The sequence below is a fragment of the Spiroplasma endosymbiont of Sarcophaga variegata genome, from assembly GCF_965178695.1.
Taxonomy (GTDB): domain Bacteria; phylum Bacillota_I; class Bacilli_A; order Mycoplasmatales; family Mycoplasmataceae; genus Spiroplasma; species Spiroplasma poulsonii.
Genome location: NZ_CBCXVU010000002.1, coordinates 1 through 22,342, shown reverse-complemented (window position 1 = coordinate 22,342; position 22,342 = coordinate 1). Strand labels below are relative to the sequence as shown.

The 22,342-nt window shown below is 24.8% G+C and carries 25 protein-coding genes; 13 read left to right on the top strand and 12 right to left on the bottom strand.

Annotation, left to right across the window (positions count from 1 at the left end):
• Positions 1 to 35: 35 nt before the first annotated feature.
• Positions 36 to 329, bottom strand: coding sequence for a hypothetical protein (locus tag ACOBME_RS01505; RefSeq protein ID WP_419334037.1), 294 nt, complete (start codon positions 327 to 329; stop codon positions 36 to 38).
• 110 nt (positions 330 to 439) lie between these two features.
• Between ACOBME_RS01505 and ACOBME_RS01500 the strand changes: the two genes are divergently transcribed.
• On the top strand, positions 440 to 1,207 hold the full coding sequence (locus tag ACOBME_RS01500) for a hypothetical protein (RefSeq protein ID WP_419333855.1): 768 nt from the start codon (positions 440 to 442) through the stop codon (positions 1,205 to 1,207).
• A 3-nt stretch (positions 1,208 to 1,210) separates the two neighbouring features.
• Positions 1,211 to 4,432 (top strand): hypothetical protein, encoded by a 3,222-nt coding sequence (locus ACOBME_RS01495; protein ID WP_419333857.1) that lies wholly within the window; start codon positions 1,211 to 1,213, stop codon positions 4,430 to 4,432.
• A gap of 34 nt (positions 4,433 to 4,466) precedes the next feature.
• On the opposite strand, the gene ACOBME_RS01490 is transcribed toward ACOBME_RS01495, so the two are convergent.
• Together ACOBME_RS01490 and ACOBME_RS01485 are read right to left on the bottom strand one after the other, a co-directional pair.
• Complete coding sequence (locus tag ACOBME_RS01490) at positions 4,467 to 4,985, bottom strand: lipoprotein (RefSeq protein WP_419333859.1); 519 nt, start codon at positions 4,983 to 4,985, stop codon at positions 4,467 to 4,469.
• 16 nt (positions 4,986 to 5,001) lie between these two features.
• Positions 5,002 to 5,712, bottom strand: a complete 711-nt coding sequence (locus tag ACOBME_RS01485) for a hypothetical protein (protein ID WP_419333861.1) — start codon at positions 5,710 to 5,712, stop codon at positions 5,002 to 5,004.
• 311 nt (positions 5,713 to 6,023) lie between these two features.
• Between ACOBME_RS01485 and ACOBME_RS01480 the strand changes: the two genes are divergently transcribed.
• From ACOBME_RS01480 to ACOBME_RS01455, 6 genes are all read left to right on the top strand, one after another.
• Positions 6,024 to 6,485, top strand: coding sequence for a hypothetical protein (locus tag ACOBME_RS01480; protein ID WP_419333862.1), 462 nt, complete (start codon positions 6,024 to 6,026; stop codon positions 6,483 to 6,485).
• 17 nt (positions 6,486 to 6,502) lie between these two features.
• A complete protein-coding gene (locus ACOBME_RS01475) occupies positions 6,503 to 7,867 on the top strand; it encodes a hypothetical protein (RefSeq protein ID WP_419333864.1) in 1,365 nt (454 codons plus the stop codon).
• A gap of 6 nt (positions 7,868 to 7,873) precedes the next feature.
• Positions 7,874 to 8,812 (top strand): hypothetical protein, encoded by a 939-nt coding sequence (locus ACOBME_RS01470; protein ID WP_419333882.1) that lies wholly within the window; start codon positions 7,874 to 7,876, stop codon positions 8,810 to 8,812.
• Positions 8,802 to 9,983, top strand: a complete 1,182-nt coding sequence (locus tag ACOBME_RS01465) for a hypothetical protein (RefSeq protein WP_419334035.1) — start codon at positions 8,802 to 8,804, stop codon at positions 9,981 to 9,983. The genes ACOBME_RS01470 and ACOBME_RS01465 overlap by 11 nt, the downstream gene beginning before the upstream one ends.
• A gap of 16 nt (positions 9,984 to 9,999) precedes the next feature.
• Positions 10,000 to 10,626, top strand: coding sequence for a hypothetical protein (locus ACOBME_RS01460; RefSeq protein WP_338963398.1), 627 nt, complete (start codon positions 10,000 to 10,002; stop codon positions 10,624 to 10,626).
• Between the two features lie 73 nt (positions 10,627 to 10,699).
• Positions 10,700 to 11,038, top strand: coding sequence for a hypothetical protein (locus tag ACOBME_RS01455; RefSeq protein ID WP_338963556.1), 339 nt, complete (start codon positions 10,700 to 10,702; stop codon positions 11,036 to 11,038).
• A gap of 19 nt (positions 11,039 to 11,057) precedes the next feature.
• Here the strand turns inward: ACOBME_RS01455 and ACOBME_RS01450 are convergent, their stop codons facing one another.
• From ACOBME_RS01450 to ACOBME_RS01410, 9 genes are all read right to left on the bottom strand, one after another.
• Positions 11,058 to 11,267 carry a hypothetical protein gene (locus ACOBME_RS01450; protein ID WP_338963231.1) on the bottom strand — a complete coding sequence of 70 codons (210 nt, stop codon included), beginning with the start codon at positions 11,265 to 11,267 and terminating at the stop codon, positions 11,058 to 11,060.
• Positions 11,260 to 11,463 carry a hypothetical protein gene (locus tag ACOBME_RS01445; protein ID WP_419333849.1) on the bottom strand — a complete coding sequence of 68 codons (204 nt, stop codon included), beginning with the start codon at positions 11,461 to 11,463 and terminating at the stop codon, positions 11,260 to 11,262. The genes ACOBME_RS01450 and ACOBME_RS01445 overlap by 8 nt, the downstream gene beginning before the upstream one ends.
• A complete protein-coding gene (locus ACOBME_RS01440; protein ID WP_338963404.1) occupies positions 11,453 to 11,917 on the bottom strand; it encodes a hypothetical protein in 465 nt (154 codons plus the stop codon). The genes ACOBME_RS01445 and ACOBME_RS01440 overlap by 11 nt, the downstream gene beginning before the upstream one ends.
• Positions 11,902 to 12,792 (bottom strand): recombinase RecT, encoded by an 891-nt coding sequence (locus ACOBME_RS01435; protein WP_338963407.1) that lies wholly within the window; start codon positions 12,790 to 12,792, stop codon positions 11,902 to 11,904. Before ACOBME_RS01435 ends, ACOBME_RS01440 begins: the two co-directional genes overlap by 16 nt.
• Before the next feature lies 1 nt (position 12,793).
• Positions 12,794 to 13,495, bottom strand: a complete 702-nt coding sequence (locus ACOBME_RS01430; protein ID WP_338963619.1) for a kinetochore Spc7 family protein — start codon at positions 13,493 to 13,495, stop codon at positions 12,794 to 12,796.
• Positions 13,496 to 13,497: 2 nt separating this feature from the next.
• Entirely contained in the window at positions 13,498 to 13,635 is a 138-nt protein-coding gene (locus ACOBME_RS01425; protein WP_338963239.1) for a hypothetical protein, read from the bottom strand.
• 1 nt (position 13,636) lies between these two features.
• Positions 13,637 to 13,858 carry a hypothetical protein gene (locus tag ACOBME_RS01420; protein ID WP_338963241.1) on the bottom strand — a complete coding sequence of 74 codons (222 nt, stop codon included), beginning with the start codon at positions 13,856 to 13,858 and terminating at the stop codon, positions 13,637 to 13,639.
• Between the two features lie 507 nt (positions 13,859 to 14,365).
• Positions 14,366 to 14,602, bottom strand: a complete 237-nt coding sequence (locus tag ACOBME_RS01415) for a hypothetical protein (RefSeq protein WP_338963243.1) — start codon at positions 14,600 to 14,602, stop codon at positions 14,366 to 14,368.
• Positions 14,603 to 14,859: 257 nt separating this feature from the next.
• Positions 14,860 to 15,843, bottom strand: a complete 984-nt coding sequence (locus tag ACOBME_RS01410; protein WP_338963245.1) for an IS30 family transposase — start codon at positions 15,841 to 15,843, stop codon at positions 14,860 to 14,862.
• Positions 15,844 to 16,175: 332 nt separating this feature from the next.
• Here ACOBME_RS01410 and ACOBME_RS01405 point away from each other — a divergent pair, with 332 nt between their 5' ends.
• The 5 genes from ACOBME_RS01405 to ACOBME_RS01385 form a co-directional block, all read left to right on the top strand.
• Positions 16,176 to 16,574, top strand: coding sequence for a hypothetical protein (locus tag ACOBME_RS01405; RefSeq protein ID WP_338963249.1), 399 nt, complete (start codon positions 16,176 to 16,178; stop codon positions 16,572 to 16,574).
• Positions 16,567 to 18,027, top strand: a complete 1,461-nt coding sequence (locus tag ACOBME_RS01400; RefSeq protein ID WP_419334034.1) for a PBSX family phage terminase large subunit — start codon at positions 16,567 to 16,569, stop codon at positions 18,025 to 18,027. The genes ACOBME_RS01405 and ACOBME_RS01400 overlap by 8 nt, the downstream gene beginning before the upstream one ends.
• Entirely contained in the window at positions 18,027 to 18,305 is a 279-nt protein-coding gene (locus ACOBME_RS01395; protein ID WP_338963373.1) for a hypothetical protein, read from the top strand. Before ACOBME_RS01400 ends, ACOBME_RS01395 begins: the two co-directional genes overlap by 1 nt.
• A complete protein-coding gene (locus ACOBME_RS01390; RefSeq protein WP_419333891.1) occupies positions 18,298 to 19,689 on the top strand; it encodes a hypothetical protein in 1,392 nt (463 codons plus the stop codon). Before ACOBME_RS01395 ends, ACOBME_RS01390 begins: the two co-directional genes overlap by 8 nt.
• Before the next feature lie 3 nt (positions 19,690 to 19,692).
• Positions 19,693 to 22,342 (top strand): hypothetical protein (locus tag ACOBME_RS01385; protein ID WP_419334031.1); only part of this gene is annotated, 2,650 nt, incomplete at its 3' end.

Below are 22,342 nucleotides of genomic sequence, written 5' to 3'. Positions count from 1 at the left end.
ACCACCCAAAAATATCAACCGCCCCTATATATAGTTTATTTTAAATTTAATTCTTTGTTATTTTCTTCTTGTTTTTTAGTATATTCATCTTGCATATTTTTAAATATTTCTTCTGTTATACCATCCAAATTATTTCATTGTTTTGCTATTCTTGGTTGAATAACACGCGGATTAATACGGCAGTTCAAACAATGTCTTAAATGGTCTTTTTTTCATTTTGATTTATCAATTCAAATAATAATTAAAGAAATTATTAAAGTAATTAAAGGTAAAATTGTAAATACTAATCCCATTTTAGATATTTTTAATCGTGGAATATCAATTTTCATATCTACTTTTGGTTTACTACTAGCAACAAATATACCTTGAATTCCATATGTAAAATGAACCTAATCCATTATTCTTATCAACATCAACTACATTAAACACACGACCTACAATGGCAAATTGTTATAAATTACAATTTGATTTAGAAGATAGTTTTAATATTAAATCAAAAGAAAGATGAGCAAATCGTACGCATTGATATGGAATATTAGATGATGATTTAATGACTGCTTATAACAAGGGTAATAAAAAAGTATTACAAGATGCTTTTGATGATATTTTTATTCAATCAGGTCAATCAGCAGTTGATGGTCAATTATCCCAATCTTTACAAGTAGTACAAGGTACACCAACCTTAGAAACATATACCGAAGACCAAAAAGCTATTATTGAACAAGTATACTTAGCATGTCATTTTTCTAGTCCTTTTGGTGATAAATCAGATAATGACCAAAATAAAACACAGTCATTATTAACTAAAACAAAAGACTTAGAAAAACAAGCATATTTACAAGCATATCGTAAGCAATATTATACAAAAGTGTTTGATACCGTTTTAAAATATTACGGTTTATGAGATGGTACTGGTGAAAGACCTTATGGTTTTGATTTTGTTAGTGCTAGTTTAGTAGATCAAATGCGACAAAATGAATTAATTACTGCTAGATTAGATAATGGCACAATGGAACCAATAAGAGCAATTACTGAATATGAAAATATTGATGAATTAGAAGCAGCAAAATATTTAGAAAAAATAGAAGCATGACAAGATAAAATGCAAGCCAAAGAAATAGAACATAATAATAAATTAATGGAATATGATGAAACTGGTAATAATCAAAATGCCTTACAAGGTAGAACAGAAATTAAGGAGAATTAAAAAATGAGTAGAATTAACCCAGGGGTTATCGAAGAATTACGAAGACAAGCCCATGATACTTTAATAGATATTAGAGAAAACATAAAAGACAATCGCCATTGAATGGTATTTCCTTTTAATGTTTATAGTTCATATATTCCTGATACTGAAACAGGTTGAAAACCTAATAATGCTAAACCAAGTGATTATGGTAGTTATTCACGCATATTTGATAATATGGAAAGTACTATTGCACAATGACAAGATAGTTTAAAAATAGTGCAAAAATATAAAGGTGAAGAAATTAATATATTAACGATTGATGATTTTAATAAACAACCAATTAATTCAACTATATGAGTAAATAATGAAACACCTTTTGCGATAAAATTAAAAGATGAAAATAATAATGTTTATTGAAAATTAATTGATGGTGAAAACATTTATGATATTAATAGAATGCTAGAATACTTAAAGCAATATAAATTAAGTTATTTTATGAATAATGATAATAAAGCAGATAACTTTTATACAAAAGAAGTTAAAGTTGGTAAATATTGAGATGCTTATATGATTGATGATAGAAGTTCAATTCAATTTGGTGAAGCCAAATTTGAACAAGTATTTACACAACAATCAACTGAAAGAAAATATACTTTATTAATTTTAGATGAAGATGCAGATAAATTAAATATTAATGATTATTATAATTTTTATACTGTATTTAATGACCGTGGTTTAAATATTGGTGGTGGTGATATTAATTCTGCACCCCAAGATAGACAATGATTATATCCATCAAATGTTATTAATTATTATTCACCTTATGATGGTAGTTTTTTATGACAAGAAATTACCTTTTCAAGTATTAATGACAAAATTAGTAATAGTGGTTTGGCAGTACGACAATTTATTCAAACATCAGCACCAGGTGAAGGTTATTGTTTTCCTAAAATAACTTATGATGAAAAACTAAATAAAGGTATTGTTGAATTAGATGAAGTTTTATTAAAAGACCCAGGTGTTAGAGCAATGGCAGTTAAATTTTATGGTAATCCTATCTTTTTTGATATGCCTGTTATTGGTCGACCAATTATTAAAGGTGAATTTAATAAAAAAGTTATGAATTCAAGAGATTTATTAATGTATAACATGTATCCTGCCCCACCTGATAAAATAAATACTTATGCATCACCCGAAGTAAGTTGATATAACATTCAAGGGATACAACCAACTATTATTACTGGATATAAAGATTGAAAAGAACATATTCAATCAATGTCTGATTTTTGAATTGAAAAAAATAATGAGGGTATGGTAATAACAGATAAAGCAAGTTCAACAGCAACCAATCCGACTGTTGGAACAACTATTAAGGAAGAAAATTCAAATTCTAAACCTTATTGGTCTAAAAGTTGAATGATTACTCCACCAAATCAAGTAAAAGTAAATAGTGGAACTGTTAATAATATTATTAGTACCCAAGCGTCATCATATTTTAGAAGAAAAGATGAATTTGGTAATACTATTGGAAGTGTTCAAATTGAATATAATAAAATGGGTTCGTGTAATGTTTGAGACATTTTAAATATGAATAATTTTATTAATCGCCAAATTACCGTATTACCTTTAAACTATACGCAAAAATTAGTCTTTAATCCTTTTACTATACCTGCTATTGGAAAGTTTTTAAACTTTGTTTCTTTTGGTATTCCTTGGGACTGAATTGGAAATTTAACAATTACCCAAGATGATAAATGACCTAATTTTCCATGACTTAATGGTTTTATGAGTGCTAATGTTTATAGTTTTTATAACGATGCCTTTTGAGGTGATAAGTCTGCTGGTAAAGGTTATTTACCATTTGAAATATTTAGAGAACAAGGAAATGATAAAATTGGTGCTATCTTTGGAGCAAATGCCACTAGTTTAGGTTTTACTACTTTATTAACTGATAAAATACAAGGCAATGTTTTAGAAAAAGATGGCAAACCAACTGAACGAATAACTTATTCAACTTATAATTTAAAACAATTAAACCCCAAAACTAATCGTATATATTTAATTAATGAAGAAACCAAAGCAGTTGATGCACAAACATCAGTTAGTGATAGTGAAAAAGATAATGATTGTGAATTCTTACAAACACCTGATGGTACAAATTGTAGTTATATAATTGATATGTTTTCAATACAAGCATTATATAAAGGTAATTTTGAAATTATCTTTTATGCTGATAATCCATATACAAATAATGAAGAAGATTATTTACGATTATCAGTATGAAGTTTTAGAGGTAAAACAAAAAGTGTCTTAAATAATTATTTACGAGATATGACAACTAATTATAAAACTAGTTTTCTATTACCACATGATTATGAAATACCAACATTTAATTACCCACAATATGTCTTGCCACCAGTGCCATATAACTATCAACCTTATACCAAAGATATTTTGCCTTCCGATGTAGTATTACCATTATTAACTAAAATTATAGCACCAGCACAATGTAGAAAAGTTAACACCACATTATACCCTGATGTTAATTTATTCTCTAATGAATTTAATTCTGCTTATTATGAAATAGAAATTGATTTAAAACAAATTGACCCAACAATTCAAAGTATTAGTAAATTTCAAGATGCTTATAAAACTGTTGAAATAAGTAATTTAGGTAATTTACAAGTTGAATGTGGACCACCAAATATAGAAAATTTTATTCCTAATAGAAATGTTAATATTACTTTTGGCGGCGTTTCTGGATGTACTAATAAAAATTCATTGTCTAGTATAAAATTACTAAAAAGTGGTCGTTCACAAACTGATAAAGTTAATTTTGATAATACAATAACTTTATATACTGATAATATCAGAGTAAATGATGTTCAAACATTTTTTACTGCATATACTAATGGATTACCAAGTTATGATGATTATTTTAGCAAATATGTATCAAAAAATGAATTAACTATTAGAGTTTCTTTTACACTTAAATCAACAAAATTATTTAATAGTGATAAAGATGAAATTAAAAAAACAGAATTACAGGCATATTATACAAATGATATGAAATTAAAAATTAGATTTATAAAATTAATTCATGCAGAATTAATTTTAGGGGCAGATAGTTATTTAAGTTTTGGTAATGATAAAGTTATTGTATTAGATGTTGATAATCCTAATGTTTTAGGTATTAGAAATAAAAGTGATAATCCAGTTAAAATTACAATAAAACCAAGATAAAAATAAAAAGAGATTTAATATCTCTTTTTAGTTCTTACTTAACTTTTATATTGCCATCTTTATCAACTTCTAAATTTTCTAAATTAGGAGGTTCTTGTGTATCTAAATTTCAACGATAAACTGATTTAAAATATGAACCATCATCAGCATATAAAGTATTATTTGTATTAATAATTCCTTCTTTAATTAATAAAGTATAATAACGAAATCTTGGCGGTTTAAAAATAAGACTATATTTAGCATAATTATCTATTTTTTTTTCATTATCTATATCATTTAAAAATTTAGCGATTCTTCATTCCTTATTTTTATCACCACGTCATACTACATAATATCATTTATTATCAACATTATTAAATGGTTTTTCTTGTGGTGCTGTTCATTCTAAATTGTCTTTAATTTCTTGGTTATTTGTTTTAATTTTGTTTTCTTTTTTTAATTGTGCTAATTCTTCGGGTGTATATTCATGTTGTGGTGTATTACAAGCAACTAAACTGGTTGTACTGGTTCCTATTAAAGTGATTGTTCCTAAAAGACTTAATATTTTTTTCATTTATTTTAAATCTTAACTATTTTTCAACATCTAAAAAAACAGTTGCTTCGCCAGTATAAATTGTTGAGTCACTTGAAAATACTGTAATCCTTTTTTCATTATTATTGTATAAATCATCAATAATATTTTTAATTCCTATCTTAGTTATATCTAATTGAGGATTTTTATCTTTTAAAAAATCTTTAATTTGTTGTTCGGTTAGTAATCCTTTTTCATTATTAATTTTAACTGTTCCTAAAATAGGATTTGAAATAATTTTAGATAATTCATTTATTTTATTTAAATTGTTATTTTCTAAATCTATAATTTTTATTCTATAAACATGAATAGTGTTATTTAAATCTTTTCAATTAAACCTAACAAAATTATCAGTACTACTAAAATCAATAACTGATGCTGGTTTAAAGCTTAGTAATTTAATCGATATAGCATTATTATTATTATTTTTATTATTTACAAAGTAAATATTTTTATCATTTATATAATATTTATTATTTCTATTATCAAAACCTAAAAATCTAATATAACTTTCATTTTCATTAACTCCATATATTTTTTCAATAATTGATTTACGTTTACCATTTTCTATAATTTGATAGAAAACACTAACACCACTATCAGTTTCTGTATTATGTTCTTCTTTTTGATAAGGACTAGCGGCAATTGTTGTTGGTACAGCAGTTCCACTAATAGTTAATACACTTAATAAACTAAGTAATTTTTTCATACTTGTTTTTCTCCTTTTATTAATCTTGAAACTTTTTATCAAGATCTAACTGCATTATATATATATATATATATGTATACAAGCAAAATTATGAATTATGTAATAATTTTATTCTTAAAAATAATGCTTATTACGCGTTTTAATGACTAAATTAGTAATCAAATATATTAAGTTTAGTTATAATATATAAAAAGTATTGTATTAGTAAAATATTAGTATATAATTAAATTATAGGTTTAATCTTTTTCCATAAAAAAGAGTTTATGCTGACTTGTTAATCGGACAAGAATAAAAAAAGAGAGGTTTATAAAATGGCACTTACAAAAGAACAATTAATCGAACAAGGTTTAAGTGAAGAGATTGCTGAAAATATCTTAAATCAGTTTAATAATGAAGCAAAGCAAATTAGAGAAAGTGTGCAAAAACGCGAAGATGTTATATCAAAAGAAGACTTTATTAAATTATCTAATGAATTAGATGAATTAAAAGCTTTTAAAGATGTTCCATCTACTAAAATTGAAGATATTAAAACTAATTTAGATAAAGTTAGTGGTAATTCTTTAAGTGAAAAAATGCAAACTTTAAAAGAATTAAAACCTGATTTGTTTGTACAAGAACAACCATCAGTTTCACCTGGTAATTTAATTAAAGAAATGATTGAAAAATCAACTGAAAATAAAAATAATGAAATTGAAACCATTAAAGAAAAAGGAGCATATACTCCTGATGAAATTAAAAAGTTAACTGATTATACACTTAAAAACCTTAGATAATAAGGGAGTGAAATATTATGGCAACAATCAATTTGCCACAAGTACCTTTTACATTACAAGGTAATACAACAGGTCAAAAAGCCTATGTTGATATGGTTAATGCTTTATTGCGTGGACCTTTATATAATGAATATGCAAGTATTATGCAGTATGCTACTGCAACCGCAGAACAAGTTGCTTGATTACCTAATGCAGGACAAGCATTATATAATTTAACACATCGTGTGGTATGACAAGATGATTATTCATTACCAAATGGTGGGACAACGCAAACAATGGGATTAACAAGAATTCCAGTTCCGATTGATAAAAGATTTAATTTAAAATTAATGAATGAGGCTTTTGACTTGGCATTAATAGAACAAAATATTAAAAATGGTGTTATTGCTGATGCTATTTCTAGTGTTGTACAAAATAAATTTGTTAATTTAGAATGTGAATTAATTCAGGCTATTTATGATTATTGTTTAGCAGATGGTCAATATGAAGTAATTCCATTTCGTAGTTATACAGCTGAAAATGCTGATGATGCAAATAAAGCATTCTTTACATTAAATGAAACATTGATTGAATTAACAAATCAAATTAGTAATTTATATTTTGGTTTGCCAACCGATAAAATGTTTATGGTTTTAGGTCGTAGAGCCTATTTAGGATTAACACCTGCGTATTTAAAAGTAATTGGTTCACAAGCTCAATTAAAAGCAATGGTTAATGGTGAATTATATGAAAATACTGCAATGGGTATTCCTGTATCTAAAAGTTTTCATTTAGAAAAAACATATACAAAAGGACAAGTTAACCGTGATAAAGGTTATAATTTTACTAATGTAAATGGTTTAATTATTAATAAACAAGTATGAGCTTATCCAATTAATATGGATACTATTCAACAAGTTTTAGATAATGATACTGCTAACCCTAAATGAATTGGTAAAGTACAATATGCAACACCAACAATTTTATATCCAAAAACATGTAAAATTATTTTAGAAAAAGCGCCAACCCAAGATGAAATTAATACTGCCAAAAGTAATCTAAATAAAACTTTTAGAGTGCCCGTTGATTATGTAATTCCATCATCAAATAAAATTGATATTAGTGGGATTAATAAATTAGATAAACCAACTATTCACGTTACAGACCCAACACAAACAACAGCAGAACAATTAAAACCACAATTTAAAGCTGTCGTTTTAAAAGCAGTTAAAGCCATAGATAGTTCTTTAACTGAGAATGATTATGATTACTTTATTGAAAGTAAAGGTGAAGATTGACCAATTAATATTACAAATGATAAAACTGTTGAAGTTCAAATTCAAGGTAAAAATAACGCTAGTGGTCAAACAAATCCGATTGATGTAGTAATTAAAAATTCTTAATAAACAATGAATTTACTAATATTACGAGTTTTAACTTTATTAGTAACTAATTTAGAAAATAAACCTTTAATAAGTAAATTTGTAAATTTAATTAATAGAGTTAATAAAGTTCAAAATAAAATATTAAAGCCAATTAATTATATTACTGATAAATATAATAAAATTACAAGTAAAGTTGAAGATATTTATCAGTGATTAAATCCATTTACTTATTTAGATTTAATTAAAAAAGGTCATAAAAAAGAAATTCAACAAATATTAAGTCAATTAGAAAAAGATAATAATATTAAAAATAGAAAACAATTTAAAAATGAAAATTATCTAAATACTAATTGACAACCTTTAAATAGTAGTTGACTTGATAGTGGAATGTTTAATATAACTAATAAATTAACTTTAACAGGTAATTTAACTATTTTAATATATACAAAAACAGCAAAACATCCGAAATTTTATGGACCTTATGTTTATCCTAGTGTTCCAGTTGAAATATGAAAATTATTAAGTAATGCTGTTTCTAATGCAGGGACTTTATTTTGGCGTTATTGATTAAGAAAATGATTACCTAGTCATTTAAGAAATTATATTAAAAAACGATTACCACAAGCATTAAAAGAAAAATATCCCAAAGGAACTACTAAATTAACATTACCAACAGTTCAAAAATTACAACAAATTAAAAAGTTTATTAATAATTTAAAGATTGGACATTTTAATTTTAATTTTGCTGGTGAAATTAATAATAAAAAATGATATCGAGAACGCCGAAGTGATGTTAAAAATATTAAGAATTTATATAAAACACCAGTTAAAAATAAATTTTATCAGGTTAATAAATCTATTAAAGCAATTAATAAAACCAAAAGAAAGGTTAATAGTTATAAACCAAATAATTTAAAAAATAAATATCGTAATCAATTAAGGGGTGTTTTATATGGAAAATAATTTAAGTAATTTGTTATTTATAACAGTTGAAGATGTTAAAGCAAGTAAACTTTGACAACCTATTAATGATCGTAAACAATCTGCTTATAATGATAATTTAATTTATAATGCTATTTTAAAAACTAGTTTATGAATGGATAGATTATCAGGTGGAACAATTTCAGATAAAATTAATAAAAAAGATTTGTTTCCTTGAGTAAAAAAAGATAATACTGGTTTAATTGAATATGATAAATGATTAAGTTATATTCAATCTGCTTGTTTATTAGCAGTTATAAATTGATATTTACCAAAAGGAGTTAATGATTTAACTGGTAGTGCTTCATTTTCACAAGGTGGAGTTGCTTATTCACAAACTAATGACCCAGAAGCAAATGAAAATATTACTCGTGATGTTAAAAATGCTTTAAAATTAGCAGGTGAAATTATTGATATTATATCTAGTAAAACAGTATCTAGACCTTATAATTATAGTTTAGATAATTATGCTCATCCATGAGAAGAAGAATATAAGCATATTAGTAAAAAAACTTTTTATCCAACATTATTATTTTGATTAAAAGAACGATTACAAACTGATAATTCAATAAATATTACTTATCCTACTATTAATGATTTTTCTAAAATTGATTATAATGAGTGTATTAAATTAATAGTTCCCTTTGATAATAATACGATTTATTATGAAAATAATGTCTGAAAAGCAAAACAAAGTAGTGGTACTGATATAAAAATTGATAATAAAACTATCATCAAAAATGATAATGATGGGATTGAAGTTTCAGATTTAAAACAAGATAAATTAATATCGGGTGAAAATATTAAAACTATTAATGGTAATTCATTATTGGGGAATGGTGATATATCTATTAATACTGGTAATGATTGAGAATTAATTAATTATCCAGAAGCAAACGAAAAATTAACATTTAAAATTCCAGATTATGATTTAATAAAATATTACTATAAAATATCAATTTCAATAACAGATTATGCATCTGCTAATAAATTTGTAACATATTATTTTGAAACAATATCACAAAAATCAATATTTTCATTTTTAGCAGATAATTCTTATAAAAGAATAACAATTAAGCAAGATGGCTCAATTTCAAATGATACAAATAATATTGTTATTAAAGATTTAACAATTAAAAGAAAATTAATTTAGAAAGGATTTTTAATTAATGAAACAAAATAAAACAACTTGATTAAAGGGTGCCTTACCTTGAAATTGATTTAAAAAAGACCCTATTCCAACTTATAATTGAAATCATAAAGATATTAGAGAATGAGAAAGAAAATATAAAATTCGTAGTTGAGTAGTTAGTTTTTATACATTGATATTTTTAGCATTAAATTGTTGATTAGAATATGGCATGATTAATGCAATAAAAGATAATATTAATTGATATAATTATGGACAATATTGAGGTAATGGAATTGCTATTTTACTAACACCTTTATTTACATATGGAATTCAAGGTATATTTGTTGCTAGTAGTAAACCAAAAGTAGATATGAAAATTGATATTCCACGATTAAAAATATCTAAAATGGGATTAGTATTTACAATTTTACCTTTAATTACTTTAATAATTTCTTTAATTATTATTTGAATTGATAAATCAAAATGAAAAAAAGACCATTTAAGACATTGTTTGAACTGCCGTATTAATCCGCGTGTTATTCAACCAAGAATATCAAAACAATGAAATAATTTGGATGGTATAACAGAAGAAATATTTAAAAATATGCAAGATGAATATACTAAAAAACAAGAAGAAAATAACAAAGAATTAAATTTAAAATAAACTATATATAGGGGCGGTTGATATTTTTGGGTGGTTATATAGTTTAATTTATAAATTATTTTGTTCTGAAAGAATGGATGGCCACTGTTTGAGTAAGGATAAGAAAGGAAATAAAGAAATGGAAATTAGTAATGAAATAGTAATTGCTTTACTTGTATTAGCGGGTGCTGGTGGAATGGGTAGTCTTGGTATTCTTGGATTATCTGCTAAAAAAATTAAAAAATATAAAGCAGAAATTAGAGAATTAAGAACTGCTGTTATTGCTCACGAAAAACATTTACGAGGACCTGATTATGCAACAGAATTAGCATTAAAAACAGGTCAAATTAAAAATGTTAAAAAACAAGTTAAAGTAAATGACAAAAAACAAGCACAAAAAGATGCTATTAAAAAACTAACAAATAGTATTTAAAAAAAATAACCTTAATTGGTTATTTTTTATTTTCTAATATTAAGTCTAAATTTTTAACTTTACAAATAACTAAATTATTTTTTCCATAATTATTTTTATAATATTCTCAGTATTCAGTTGAATTAATATCTACATCTTGTTTATCAATCCCAATTATATATTCACCACGAGGGTTTTTACAAGGGCGATTACCTTGTTCAGATCGATAACATAAAATATAATTATTCATATTCTTTATTTCCTTTATAATGTGTTATATAAAAGTTAATAAGATATTCAATTCGTTGCGAATAAGTAAAGTTATTAAATTCATTTCAAACTTTTTCTTCATTTTTATTTAAGTAAATATTAACATTACGAATTTGACAAGAATAATACTTTCCTGTTTTTTGATTATATGAATGTTTCATAATATTAACTTTCATAATTAGCAATAATAATTGCATCTCGTAAATGATTACTTATTTTTTCATTATTATAAAATCAACCTTTACCATATTGATAAGTTAAATTAGTATCTTTATCAAATTTTCATATACAACTATCATTATATTTACTTAAATTTTCCATATTTTTAACAACTGATTTAGTATTTTTTGGTGATACTCAATTAATAAAATATTTATAAACAGATAATGCTCCTAATAATCTTAATAAATCATCTCTATCTTTACTAGCATTAGCAGATGTATATAAACAATCTTCAATATTAATTTTTTCTTCATAATCAAACAATTTATCATTAATAAATTCATATTGTTCTTTTCAATTTTTATTTGTAAATTCTAATTTTTCAATTAATTTATTATCTTCATAAATAACAATAGCAGTAGTACCTGTTCCTGATGGGTCAATACCTATTTTTATCAAGTGGCTCATTCCTCATCGTTGTTATTATTAATTGTTGGCACTACATTTGATATATCTTCTTCTTTAACTAAATTATTATCTGTCACTTCTTCACTTGATATATTTTCATTACTAATTTGACCCTTATTTATGCTTATATTGCTATCATTATCAATATAAATCTTTTCATCATTAGTTGTAATAACTGCCTGATCTGATTTATAAGCTTGTTGTAATTCAACAGACATAATACCTCATTTTCTTAATAAAGATGTTAATACTGTTTTTAATGCCATTTCATCAAAACTAGCAATATAAAATGATTTATTTTTAGCATAAGTTTTAGAATATTTCATAAAATGATTTTCCATTTGTTCTTTGGTCATATATAAAGTTTTTCCAAAACCATTAACCATTTTAAAGTATGCTACATAACCAATAATTGGTAATTTTTCTCTTTCATCTTCATTTTGAATTCAATTAAAACTAGTTCCTTTTAAACGATCATAATTTACTAATTCATTTTCTCTAACATCTGATACTGACATATCTAAATATTGACCACTTCTTTGTGCTAATTGAATATAACCTTTATAACCTATTTGAAATTGAGCTTGATTAATTCATTCTTGGATTTCGCGACCGTTAATAATTCTTGTTATTTTAGTATTATATGGAACTACATAAGCATAACCAAATTGTTTTTCCATTGGTAAATTTAATAAAACTCCTTGATAACAAGCAGTCATAATTGTTTTTGGATCTGCTTTTTGTAATAATTCATTACTATTTGATATTGCAACTATATTACTTTTAAATCTTGCAATTTCATTTTCATTAGAAAATTTACTTTTTATTCATTCTGTTGCTTTATCTGTTCTTAAAAATTCAACAATATTTGCCATATTATTTTTCTCCTTTATTTATTTTAAAATTAATACCTTTAACCCCAATTAAATTAATATCTTTATTACTATCTCACTGATCTTTAATTTCATTTTTAACAATTTGTTCATCAACAACTAAATAATTTTTAATAAGATTAATAAGTTCTAATTTATCAGCATTTTGTAAAAAATCATCATTAATACCAATAACCTCAATATCTTTAATTAATAATTTTTCTTTCCGAAAATTACTAGTAATAATTTTTAATTCTTGCTCTTTTTTTGCTACACTTTTAATTTCTAAAAATTGTTCTTTTTTATGAGTTTCAATAATTTCATTTTGTTTTTGAAATTGAATATTAATAACATTATTTTTTAAAGAATCATGATTATTCTTAATATTATTTTCTAAATTCAAAATATCTTTTCTAATAAAATTTAATTCATCTTTAAAAGATTTTATTAATTCTAATGGTTCTCTAAAAATATAATCAATTTTTGAAACTACTAATTTTAAATCTTTTAGTGATTGTGATTTATATTCTCCATTTATTAATCAAGCTTGTTGTCGATATATAAATTCTGCTAATTCTTGTCCATTTTCATCAATTCATTTTTTAATTGTTAATGCTTTTAAACTTAATTCTTTAAAATTATTTCCTTTTAAATAAAATGGATACGTAATATTTTTAACTTCATTATTTAATTTTAAATCTGCCATAATTAAATTTCCTCTAATTCCATTTCATTAATTAAATTATCAATATATTCATAAGCACTTTCTTCTGAATGACATTCTTCTAATGCCATATTAAATAAATCTTCTTCAGTATAAACATAACCATTTTCATCTTTTCACATACTAATTTACCTCGTTCTTTGCTATTAATATTTCTATTAATTTTCTTCCTTTTTGTTCTTTAATATCAAAATAAGTTATTTCTTGATTTAATAAATGTGCTTCTTCATTTTTAATTAAATTAATATCATCATTAATATTTTCTTTTTGCCCTGTTTTATTATCAAATATATTAATACAAAAATCATTGTACATATATATTGATATTAGATTTTTGATTGTCATATTTACCTCCTATTTTTAACTCGCTGGCACTCACTCCAAAGTGAAAGTGCCAAAGCGAGAGTTAGTTATATAATTAAGTATTTATCTATTTATTTACTACGCCATCCGCTTCACTGCGGGTGAGCGGTGGCGGTATGTTTTATTGTTTAATGTTTAATAATCGACAGTTGTTTTTATAAGATAATGCCAGAGAATTCTCTCTCTTCATCCGCACCATTTCAGGTCAAAGCGTTCAGTTTTTAAAATAAATTCACTTGCACATTGAAGAGCCTAATGCTGACTTTGTGGTTTTTAAAACCTCTGTCATCCTCTAATGGGATAATATCTATCGCAAATTTATTTATAAAGTGGCCATCTCAATATTTATTGTCGTTTGATGTTGACCCCGCACTTATCACGACTATCGCTTGTTAAAGCGTCTATTATTTACGGACTGATTACCGCTGGGCTAGACCGCCTATGTGGAAAAAAACACTTAGTTATTTAAAATAACTGTTCCACCCTGCATTAAGTTGTTTTATAAAATCAAAGTTTAAAAGAACCAGTTTTATCATCAAAGATAATTTTTGAATTTTCTAGTTTTTGATAAAACTGTTTTTGTGTTTTATCTTTTATTTTATTTAATAAATATTTATGTTTTTCACAAGTTCATAAAACTTTATTTGATAAAAATTCTTCGGTAATGAATGATACTGCTTTATAACAATCATTAACATCACATATTTTTTGTTGTTTAATTATCATTACCTCCTTTTAGGGATTTTTTATTTCAAATAAAAAAACAACCCTAACAAGAGTTGTTTTTTGGAGCTTCATCGTACATTATACGACTCGTATTATGTAAATCTAAGCTCCAAATTTATCTCTTGTTATTTTAATAATAACACTTTTTAAAAGAAGTGCAACTATTTTTTTAAAAAAATAAATTATTTTTAAATTTACCCTATTTTTGGCATATTTAAACACACTGAAAAATAATTTATTAAATTTTTCAAATAAACTTATCTAAAATTCTCTAAAAATACTTCTTTTGAAGTTCTTCAATTAAGAACAGGCCTTAATTTTTCATTTATAATATCGACTACTAAATCTATTTCTTGTTGCGTAACAAGATTAAAATCTGTCCCCCTACCATATCGTTTTCTAAATTCACGGTTTAGTCTTTCAATTAATGGTTTTTGATTAGGCGAAGCAGGGTCACAAAAATAAACATTAGAACCAGTAATCTTTTCCATTTCTTCAAACTTACTAAATTCTTTTCCTCTATCAGTTATTATTCCTTTAATTTTTCCAACTAAACCATTAATTCTAACTATATGTTTAAGTTTTTCTAAAACTTCATTAGCAGTATGTTCTTCTAATTTCATAGCAAAGTATTTTTTACTTGATTTCTCTGTCAAAACTAAACAACTAGATTGATGTTCTTTTCCAACTACGGTATCCATTTCAAATCAACCAACATCTGTTTCTTTATTTTCAATATCTCATATTGATTTAAATCTTTCATCTAATTTCCCACGATTATCAGGTCTTTTCTTTGTTCTATTTCTTCTACCACCATTTAATAAATTTTTCTTTAACAAACCCAAAAGACCTAAAAAAATTCATTTATAAAATGTTTTAAGACAGGCAGGAAATTTGATACCAAATTTTATTAAAAATCGCTGAATAATTTCTGCTGGTGAATCACCCAAAATATTAAATCGTAAATTTAAAAATTCTTGTTGTTCTTCTGTAAATGTAGGTATTTTTTTAATACACTTTTGTCGTTTTTTATAATAATCATCATGTGCCTCACGGGCATTATAATCTTCTATATTTGTAAATCTATTAATTTCTCTTTTAACAGTATTAATATCTCTTCCTGTTTGTCTTGATATTTCAGATAAATTAAGTGTGCCATTTTTCTTTTTGCAACTATCAGATAAAAATAAATCCTTAAAAAATCTTCGTTCATCATATTTTACATGTGTATAATCTTTCATTACTCTATATTTCCTCCAATTCTTTTATAAAAATAGTTATACATTAAATTTATAAAAAAGATAAATTTTCACATTTTTTTAAATTAAAATTATTGACAAATATATTATTAATTATATAATTATATTGTAACAAGCTCCAATTTATCTCTATATGCTTGTATACTAAAATAAAAAGTAAAGTAATTTGCTTTTTTTTATTTTGATGTAAAATATAGATAATAAAAAAAGAGCCGAGTTGGTTCTTTTGTTACATTTTTATAGTATTGTTTACTCTTTTATTTAATCATATTGTTTAAATAATAGCAATTTTAATATGCAAAAAGGAGTAAAAAATGAAAGAATTTAATCCAAATAAAGCAAGTTTGGCAACTTTTTATCGTAAAATAGAGCAATTTTGAGAAAATAAATCACCCAATAAACCATATACTTTGAATGATTTAACCAATGAATTCAATCTTTCTAACAGATGAAAGCACGAAACTTACAAGAGCGAAAAGATAGTTCCTTTACTTGAAAAACAAGTTGATAGAATTGAAAGTGAAATAATTAACTTTATGATGAAATCACCTGATGGTGCTAAATTATATTGACAACGAGCATTTAATTATAAATATTCACTGCAAGAAAAACAGTTAGAACAAGAATTAAACTTAAATAATCAACAACCAATAATTGTTAATTTACAAACGGATATTAGAGATATTAAAAAAGAAAGTGATAATAATGCTTAATCATTTTACTTATTTGTTAGAAACTCCTTATTGATTATTACAAAATAGTAGTATTGGTAATAAATATCCCTTTGCTAAAAAATATGAGTTAGTTAATGAAATTAATCAAATTGGAACACGATATAGTGGTAAGACTATTTCAAATATTAAAATGTTTGGTGAATTATTAAAAATTAGTTTATTAATTAAAGAACCAATTTGTATCATTGCTAGTATGTATTGAAGTAAGGATTTAAAAGATAGTGTATTTCAAAATATCTGAAATATGTTAGATGAAAATCATATTCCTTATACTATTAACTTATCAAATTTTACTTTTACTTTATCAAATGGTAGCAAAATATATTGTAAAGGTTTACATTCACCAAGCCGGAAAGAAAAATTAAAAGCTTTTGCTGATTTGAATAAATATAAATTAGTAATTGATTGAAGAGAAGAATGTGACCAATTTCAACAAAAAGATTTAAGTGATTTAGAATTTGCTATTCGTGGTTATCAAAATAAAATAACAATTAATACATGTAATCCTGAAAGTTTAAAAAGATATATTGTTGGTTATTGTAATGAATTATTACCTTTTAATGAAGAAATAATGCGTAGTAAATATGAGCAAATTAAGTATATTGAAAAATGAAATATGAAAATTATTATTCATTATTCTAGTTGAAGATTAAATTATGAATTACCACAAGATAAAGTTAATGAGCAATTAAGATTAGAACAATTAGATATTGAAAGAGCAAGAGTTTGGAGTTGAGGTTTACCAGGTAATACTAGTGGTTCAATCTTTGCAAGATATCTTGATATTATGCAAGCAACAGATATTATTCAACCAACTAAGTTATTAGGTGGTGTTGACTTAGCAAACTCTACTAGTCCTAAGGGACATACAACAGCAGCGAGTTTTTGAATATATAATTCATTTGATAAAAAAGCCTATAAAGTTGCTGAATACACACACTCAAATGCTACTCAACAATTTAAAGGACCATTAGAACAAGTAAAAGATATATTGGAGTTTTATAATAATCAATTAAATCAATATTTTAATTTAATACAACAAGGTATATCAATTAATGTTGATGATAGTGCTTATGCAACATTAGAAAGTTTAAACCGAGAGAAATACAATTATACTTTTGGTCAATACATGCATTTTAAACCAGCGCAAAAGCAGAAATTTAAAATAAAGCATCGTGTAGAAGCATTTACAATGTTAATTAATACTAATCAATTAAAATGATTATGAGAAAAATGTCCTGTAAGTAAAACACAATATGAATTAATTCAATGAGAAGATAAACCAGATGCTAGAGAAGAGAGAATGTTAGATTTATATGATGATACATTTGATAGTGATTTTTATGCTTTACACTTTGAATTAGTTAATATGGTTAAACATAATAGTTCAGCAGATTATAAATTATGACAACAAAGGGAGTGAATAACTTAATGAAAAAAGATATTTATGTAATACACGATGAAAGAGTAATTAATGCAAAAAGACCATATATGTCTGTTTGTGGACAAGTTAAAAAAAGACTTTGTCAAGAATTAAAAAAAGATAATATCGCAATATGTAAATTAAATTTATATAACGAATATATTAAGAAATATCAAAAAGTTAAAGTATGTGTACAAGTTTTAGCAAATGAACCTAGTTTATTAACAGTAAATATTATTAATTATGCACTTATTTTAAAATTAAAGGAGCAAAATAACAATGAATAATACTTTTCCTAGTTTACCAAACTTAAATGATATTAATAGTGTTTTAAAATTTTATAATTATGATTGAACTATTAATTTAGCCAATATTATTGCTCGTCATCAAATGCGATTAGTTAATGGTAAAGATATTTTATTTAAGTCTCATCGTAAAGACATTTTAGAAAAATTAAATTGATGATATGAAACTTATAAAATAAAAGAAAAATTAGATAAAAATGAATTAACAGCAAGTTTAATGGGCAAAACTATTTTTGGTTTATTAGAAACATCAGATGGCAATATTGATTTATGAATTAATCCTTTTAACTTTACATCTCGTGTAAGTAAAATAAACGAAATTGAACAAGGTGCTGATATTTGATTAAATTATCATCAATCAGATAGTGGTTTTATTTTAAATTTAATTTGTACCAAAGATAAAATAGTTATTAAAGGTTGACCTAAAAATAATGAAGTAGTTGTTGGACAAAGTAAAACACAAATTAAAGATGATGTTAAACCTGTTTTAGTACAAGAATTTAAAAATAAATTAGGCGTAGTTCCTTTTTGAGAAATGATTAATGAACCTAATCCGTTATTTTTATCAACATCAACTACATTAAACCCATTACCTACAATGGCAAATTGTTATAAATTACAATTTGATTTAGAAGATAGTTTTAATATTAAATCAAAAGAAAGATGAGCAAATCGTACTCATTGATATGGAATATTAGATGATGATTTAATGACTGCTTATAACAAAGGTAATAAAAAAGTATTACAAGATGCTTTTGATGATATTTTTATTCAATCAGGTCAATCAGCCGTAGATGGTCAATTATCTCAATCTTTACAAGTAGTACAAGGTACACCAACATTAGAAACATATACTGAAGACCAAAAAGCAATTATTGAACAAGTATACTTAGCATGTCATTTTTCTAGTCCTTTTGGTGATAAATCAGATAATGACCAAAATAAAACACAGTCATTATTAACTAAAACAAAAGACTTAGAAAAACAAGCATATTTACAAGCATATCGTAAGCAATACTATACTAAAATGTTTGATACTGTTTTAAAATATTATGGTTTATGAGATGGTGTTGGTGAACGAGAATATGGTTTTGATTTTGTTAGTGCTAGTTTAGTTGACCAAATGCGACAAAATGAACTAATTACTGCTAGATTAGATAATGGCACAATGGAACCAATAAGAGCAATTACTGAATATGATAATATTGATGAATTAGAAGCAACCAAATATTTTGAAAAAGTAGAAGCATGACAAGATAAAATGCAAGTCAAAGAAATAGAACATAATAATAAATTACTAGAATATGATGAAACTGGTAATAATCAAAATGCCGTACAAGGTAGAACAGAAATTAAGGAGAATTAAAAAATGAGTAGAATTAACTCAGGGGTTATCGAAGAATTACGAAGACAAGCCCATGATACTTTAATAGATATCAGAGAAAACATAAAAGATAATCGTCATTGAATGGTCTTTCCGTTTAATGTTTATAGTTCATATATTCCTGATACAGAAACGGGATGAAAACCAAATAATGCTAAACCCAGTGATTATGGTAGTTATTCACGAATATTTGATAATATGGAAAGTACTATTGCGCAATGACAAGATAGTTTAAAAATAGTCCAAAAATATAAAGGTGAAGAAATTAATATTTTAACAGTTGATGATTTTAATAAACAACCAGTTAATTCAACAATATGAGCAAATAATGAAACACCTTTTGCTATAAAATTAAAAGATGAAAATAATAATATTTATTGAAAATTAATTGATGGTGAAAATATTTATGATATTAATAGAATGCTGGCATACTTAAATCAATATAAATTAAGTTATTTTATTAATAATGATAATAAAGCCGATAATTTTTATACAAAAGAAGTTAAGGTTGGTAAATATTGAGATGCTTATATGATTGATGATAGAAGTTCAATTCAATTTGGTGAGGCTAAATTTGAACAAGTATTTACTCAACAATCAACTGAAAGACAATATACTTTATTAATTTTAGATGAAGATGTAAATAAATTAAATATTAATGATTATTATAATTTTTATACTGTATTTAATGATCGTGGTTTAAATATTGGTGGTGGTGATATTAATTCTGCACCACAAGATAGACAATGATTATATCCATCAAATGTTATTAATTATTATTCACCTTATGATGGTAGTTTTTTATGACAAGAAATTACCTTTTCAAGTATTAATGACAAAATTAGTAATAGTGGTTTATCAGTAAGACAATTTATTCAGACCAGCGCCCCGGGCGAGGGTTATTGTTTTCCTAAAATAACTTATAATGAAAAAACAAATACATACACTATTGAATTAGATGAAGTTTTATTAAAAGACCCAGGGGTTAGAGCAATGGCAGTTAAATTTTATGGTAATCCTATCTTTTTTGATATGCCAGTTATTGGTCGGCCAATTATTAAAGGTCAATTTAATCAAAAAGTTATGAATTCCCGTGATTTATTAATGTATAACATGTATCCTGCCCCACCTGACAAAGTAAATACTTATGCTGCTCCAGAAGTAAGTTGATATAACATTCAAGGTATTCAACCAACAATTATAACGGGTTATGAAGATTGAAAAAAAGATATGGAAAGTAGATACGACTTTTGAAATCAAAAAAATAGTGGGGGTATTGTAATAACTGATAAAGCTAGTTCAACAGCAACTAATCCTACGGTTGGGACAACTATTCATAAAGAAGATAATGACTCTAAATTTTATTGGTCTAAAAATTGAATGATTACTCCACCAAACAAAATAAAAGTAAATAATGAAAATGTTAATAATATAATTAGTACCCAAGCATCATCATATTTTAGAAGAAAAGATGAATTTGGTAATACTGTCGGACAAGTTCAAATTGAATATAATAAAATGGGTAAATGTAATGTTTGAGATATTTTAAATATGAATAATTTTATTAATCGCCAAATTACCGTATTACCTTTAAACTATACGCAAAAGTTAGTTTTTAATCCTTTTACTATCCCAGGCGGAGTTGGTAAATTCTTAAACTTTATTTCCTTTGGTATTCCATGAGGATGAGTAATTAACCAAGATGAAAAAACTTGACCTAATTTTCAATTTCTTAATGGTTTTATGAGTTCTAATGTTTATAGTTTTTATAATGATGCTTTTTGGTCTGAAAACTCAAAAGGTAAAGGTTACTTACCCTTTGAAATATTTAGACAACAAGGTAATGATAAAGTTGGTGCTATTTTTGGTGCTAATGCTACTAGTTTAGGTTTTACAACTTTATTAACTGATAAATGCAAAGGTACTGTTTTAACTAAGGATGGTAAAGCAACTGAACGAATAACTTATTCAACTTATAATTTAAAACAATTAAACCCCAAAACTAATCGTATATATTTAATTAATGAATTAGTAAGAGCAGTAGATGCTCAAACACCAGTTAGTGATAGTGAAAAAGATACTGATTGCGAATTCTTACAAACACCAGATGGTACAAATTGTAGTTATATAATTGATATGTTTTCAATTCAAGCATTATATAAAGGTAATTTTGAAATTATCTTTTATGCTGATAACCCATATACTAATAATGAAGAAGATTATTTACGCTTATCAGTATGAAGTTTTCGTGGTAAAACAAAAAGTGTGTTAAATAATTATTTACGTGATATGACAACTAATTATAAAACTAGTTTCTTATTACCACATGACTATGAAATACCGACATTTAATTATCCTGAGTATGTATTACCCCCAGTTCCATACAACTATAAAACTTATACAAAAGATATTATGCCTTCCGATGTAGTACTACCATTATTAACAAAAATTACTGCGCAACCACAATGTAAAATAACTGATACTCAAATAGCAACTATGTTTATGGTTAATATATTTGATGATACAGAAGAATATACAGGTTATTATGAAACTGAAATTGATTTAAAACAAATTGACCCAACAATTCAAAGTATAAGTAAATTCCAAGATGCTTATAAAACTATTGAAATAAGTA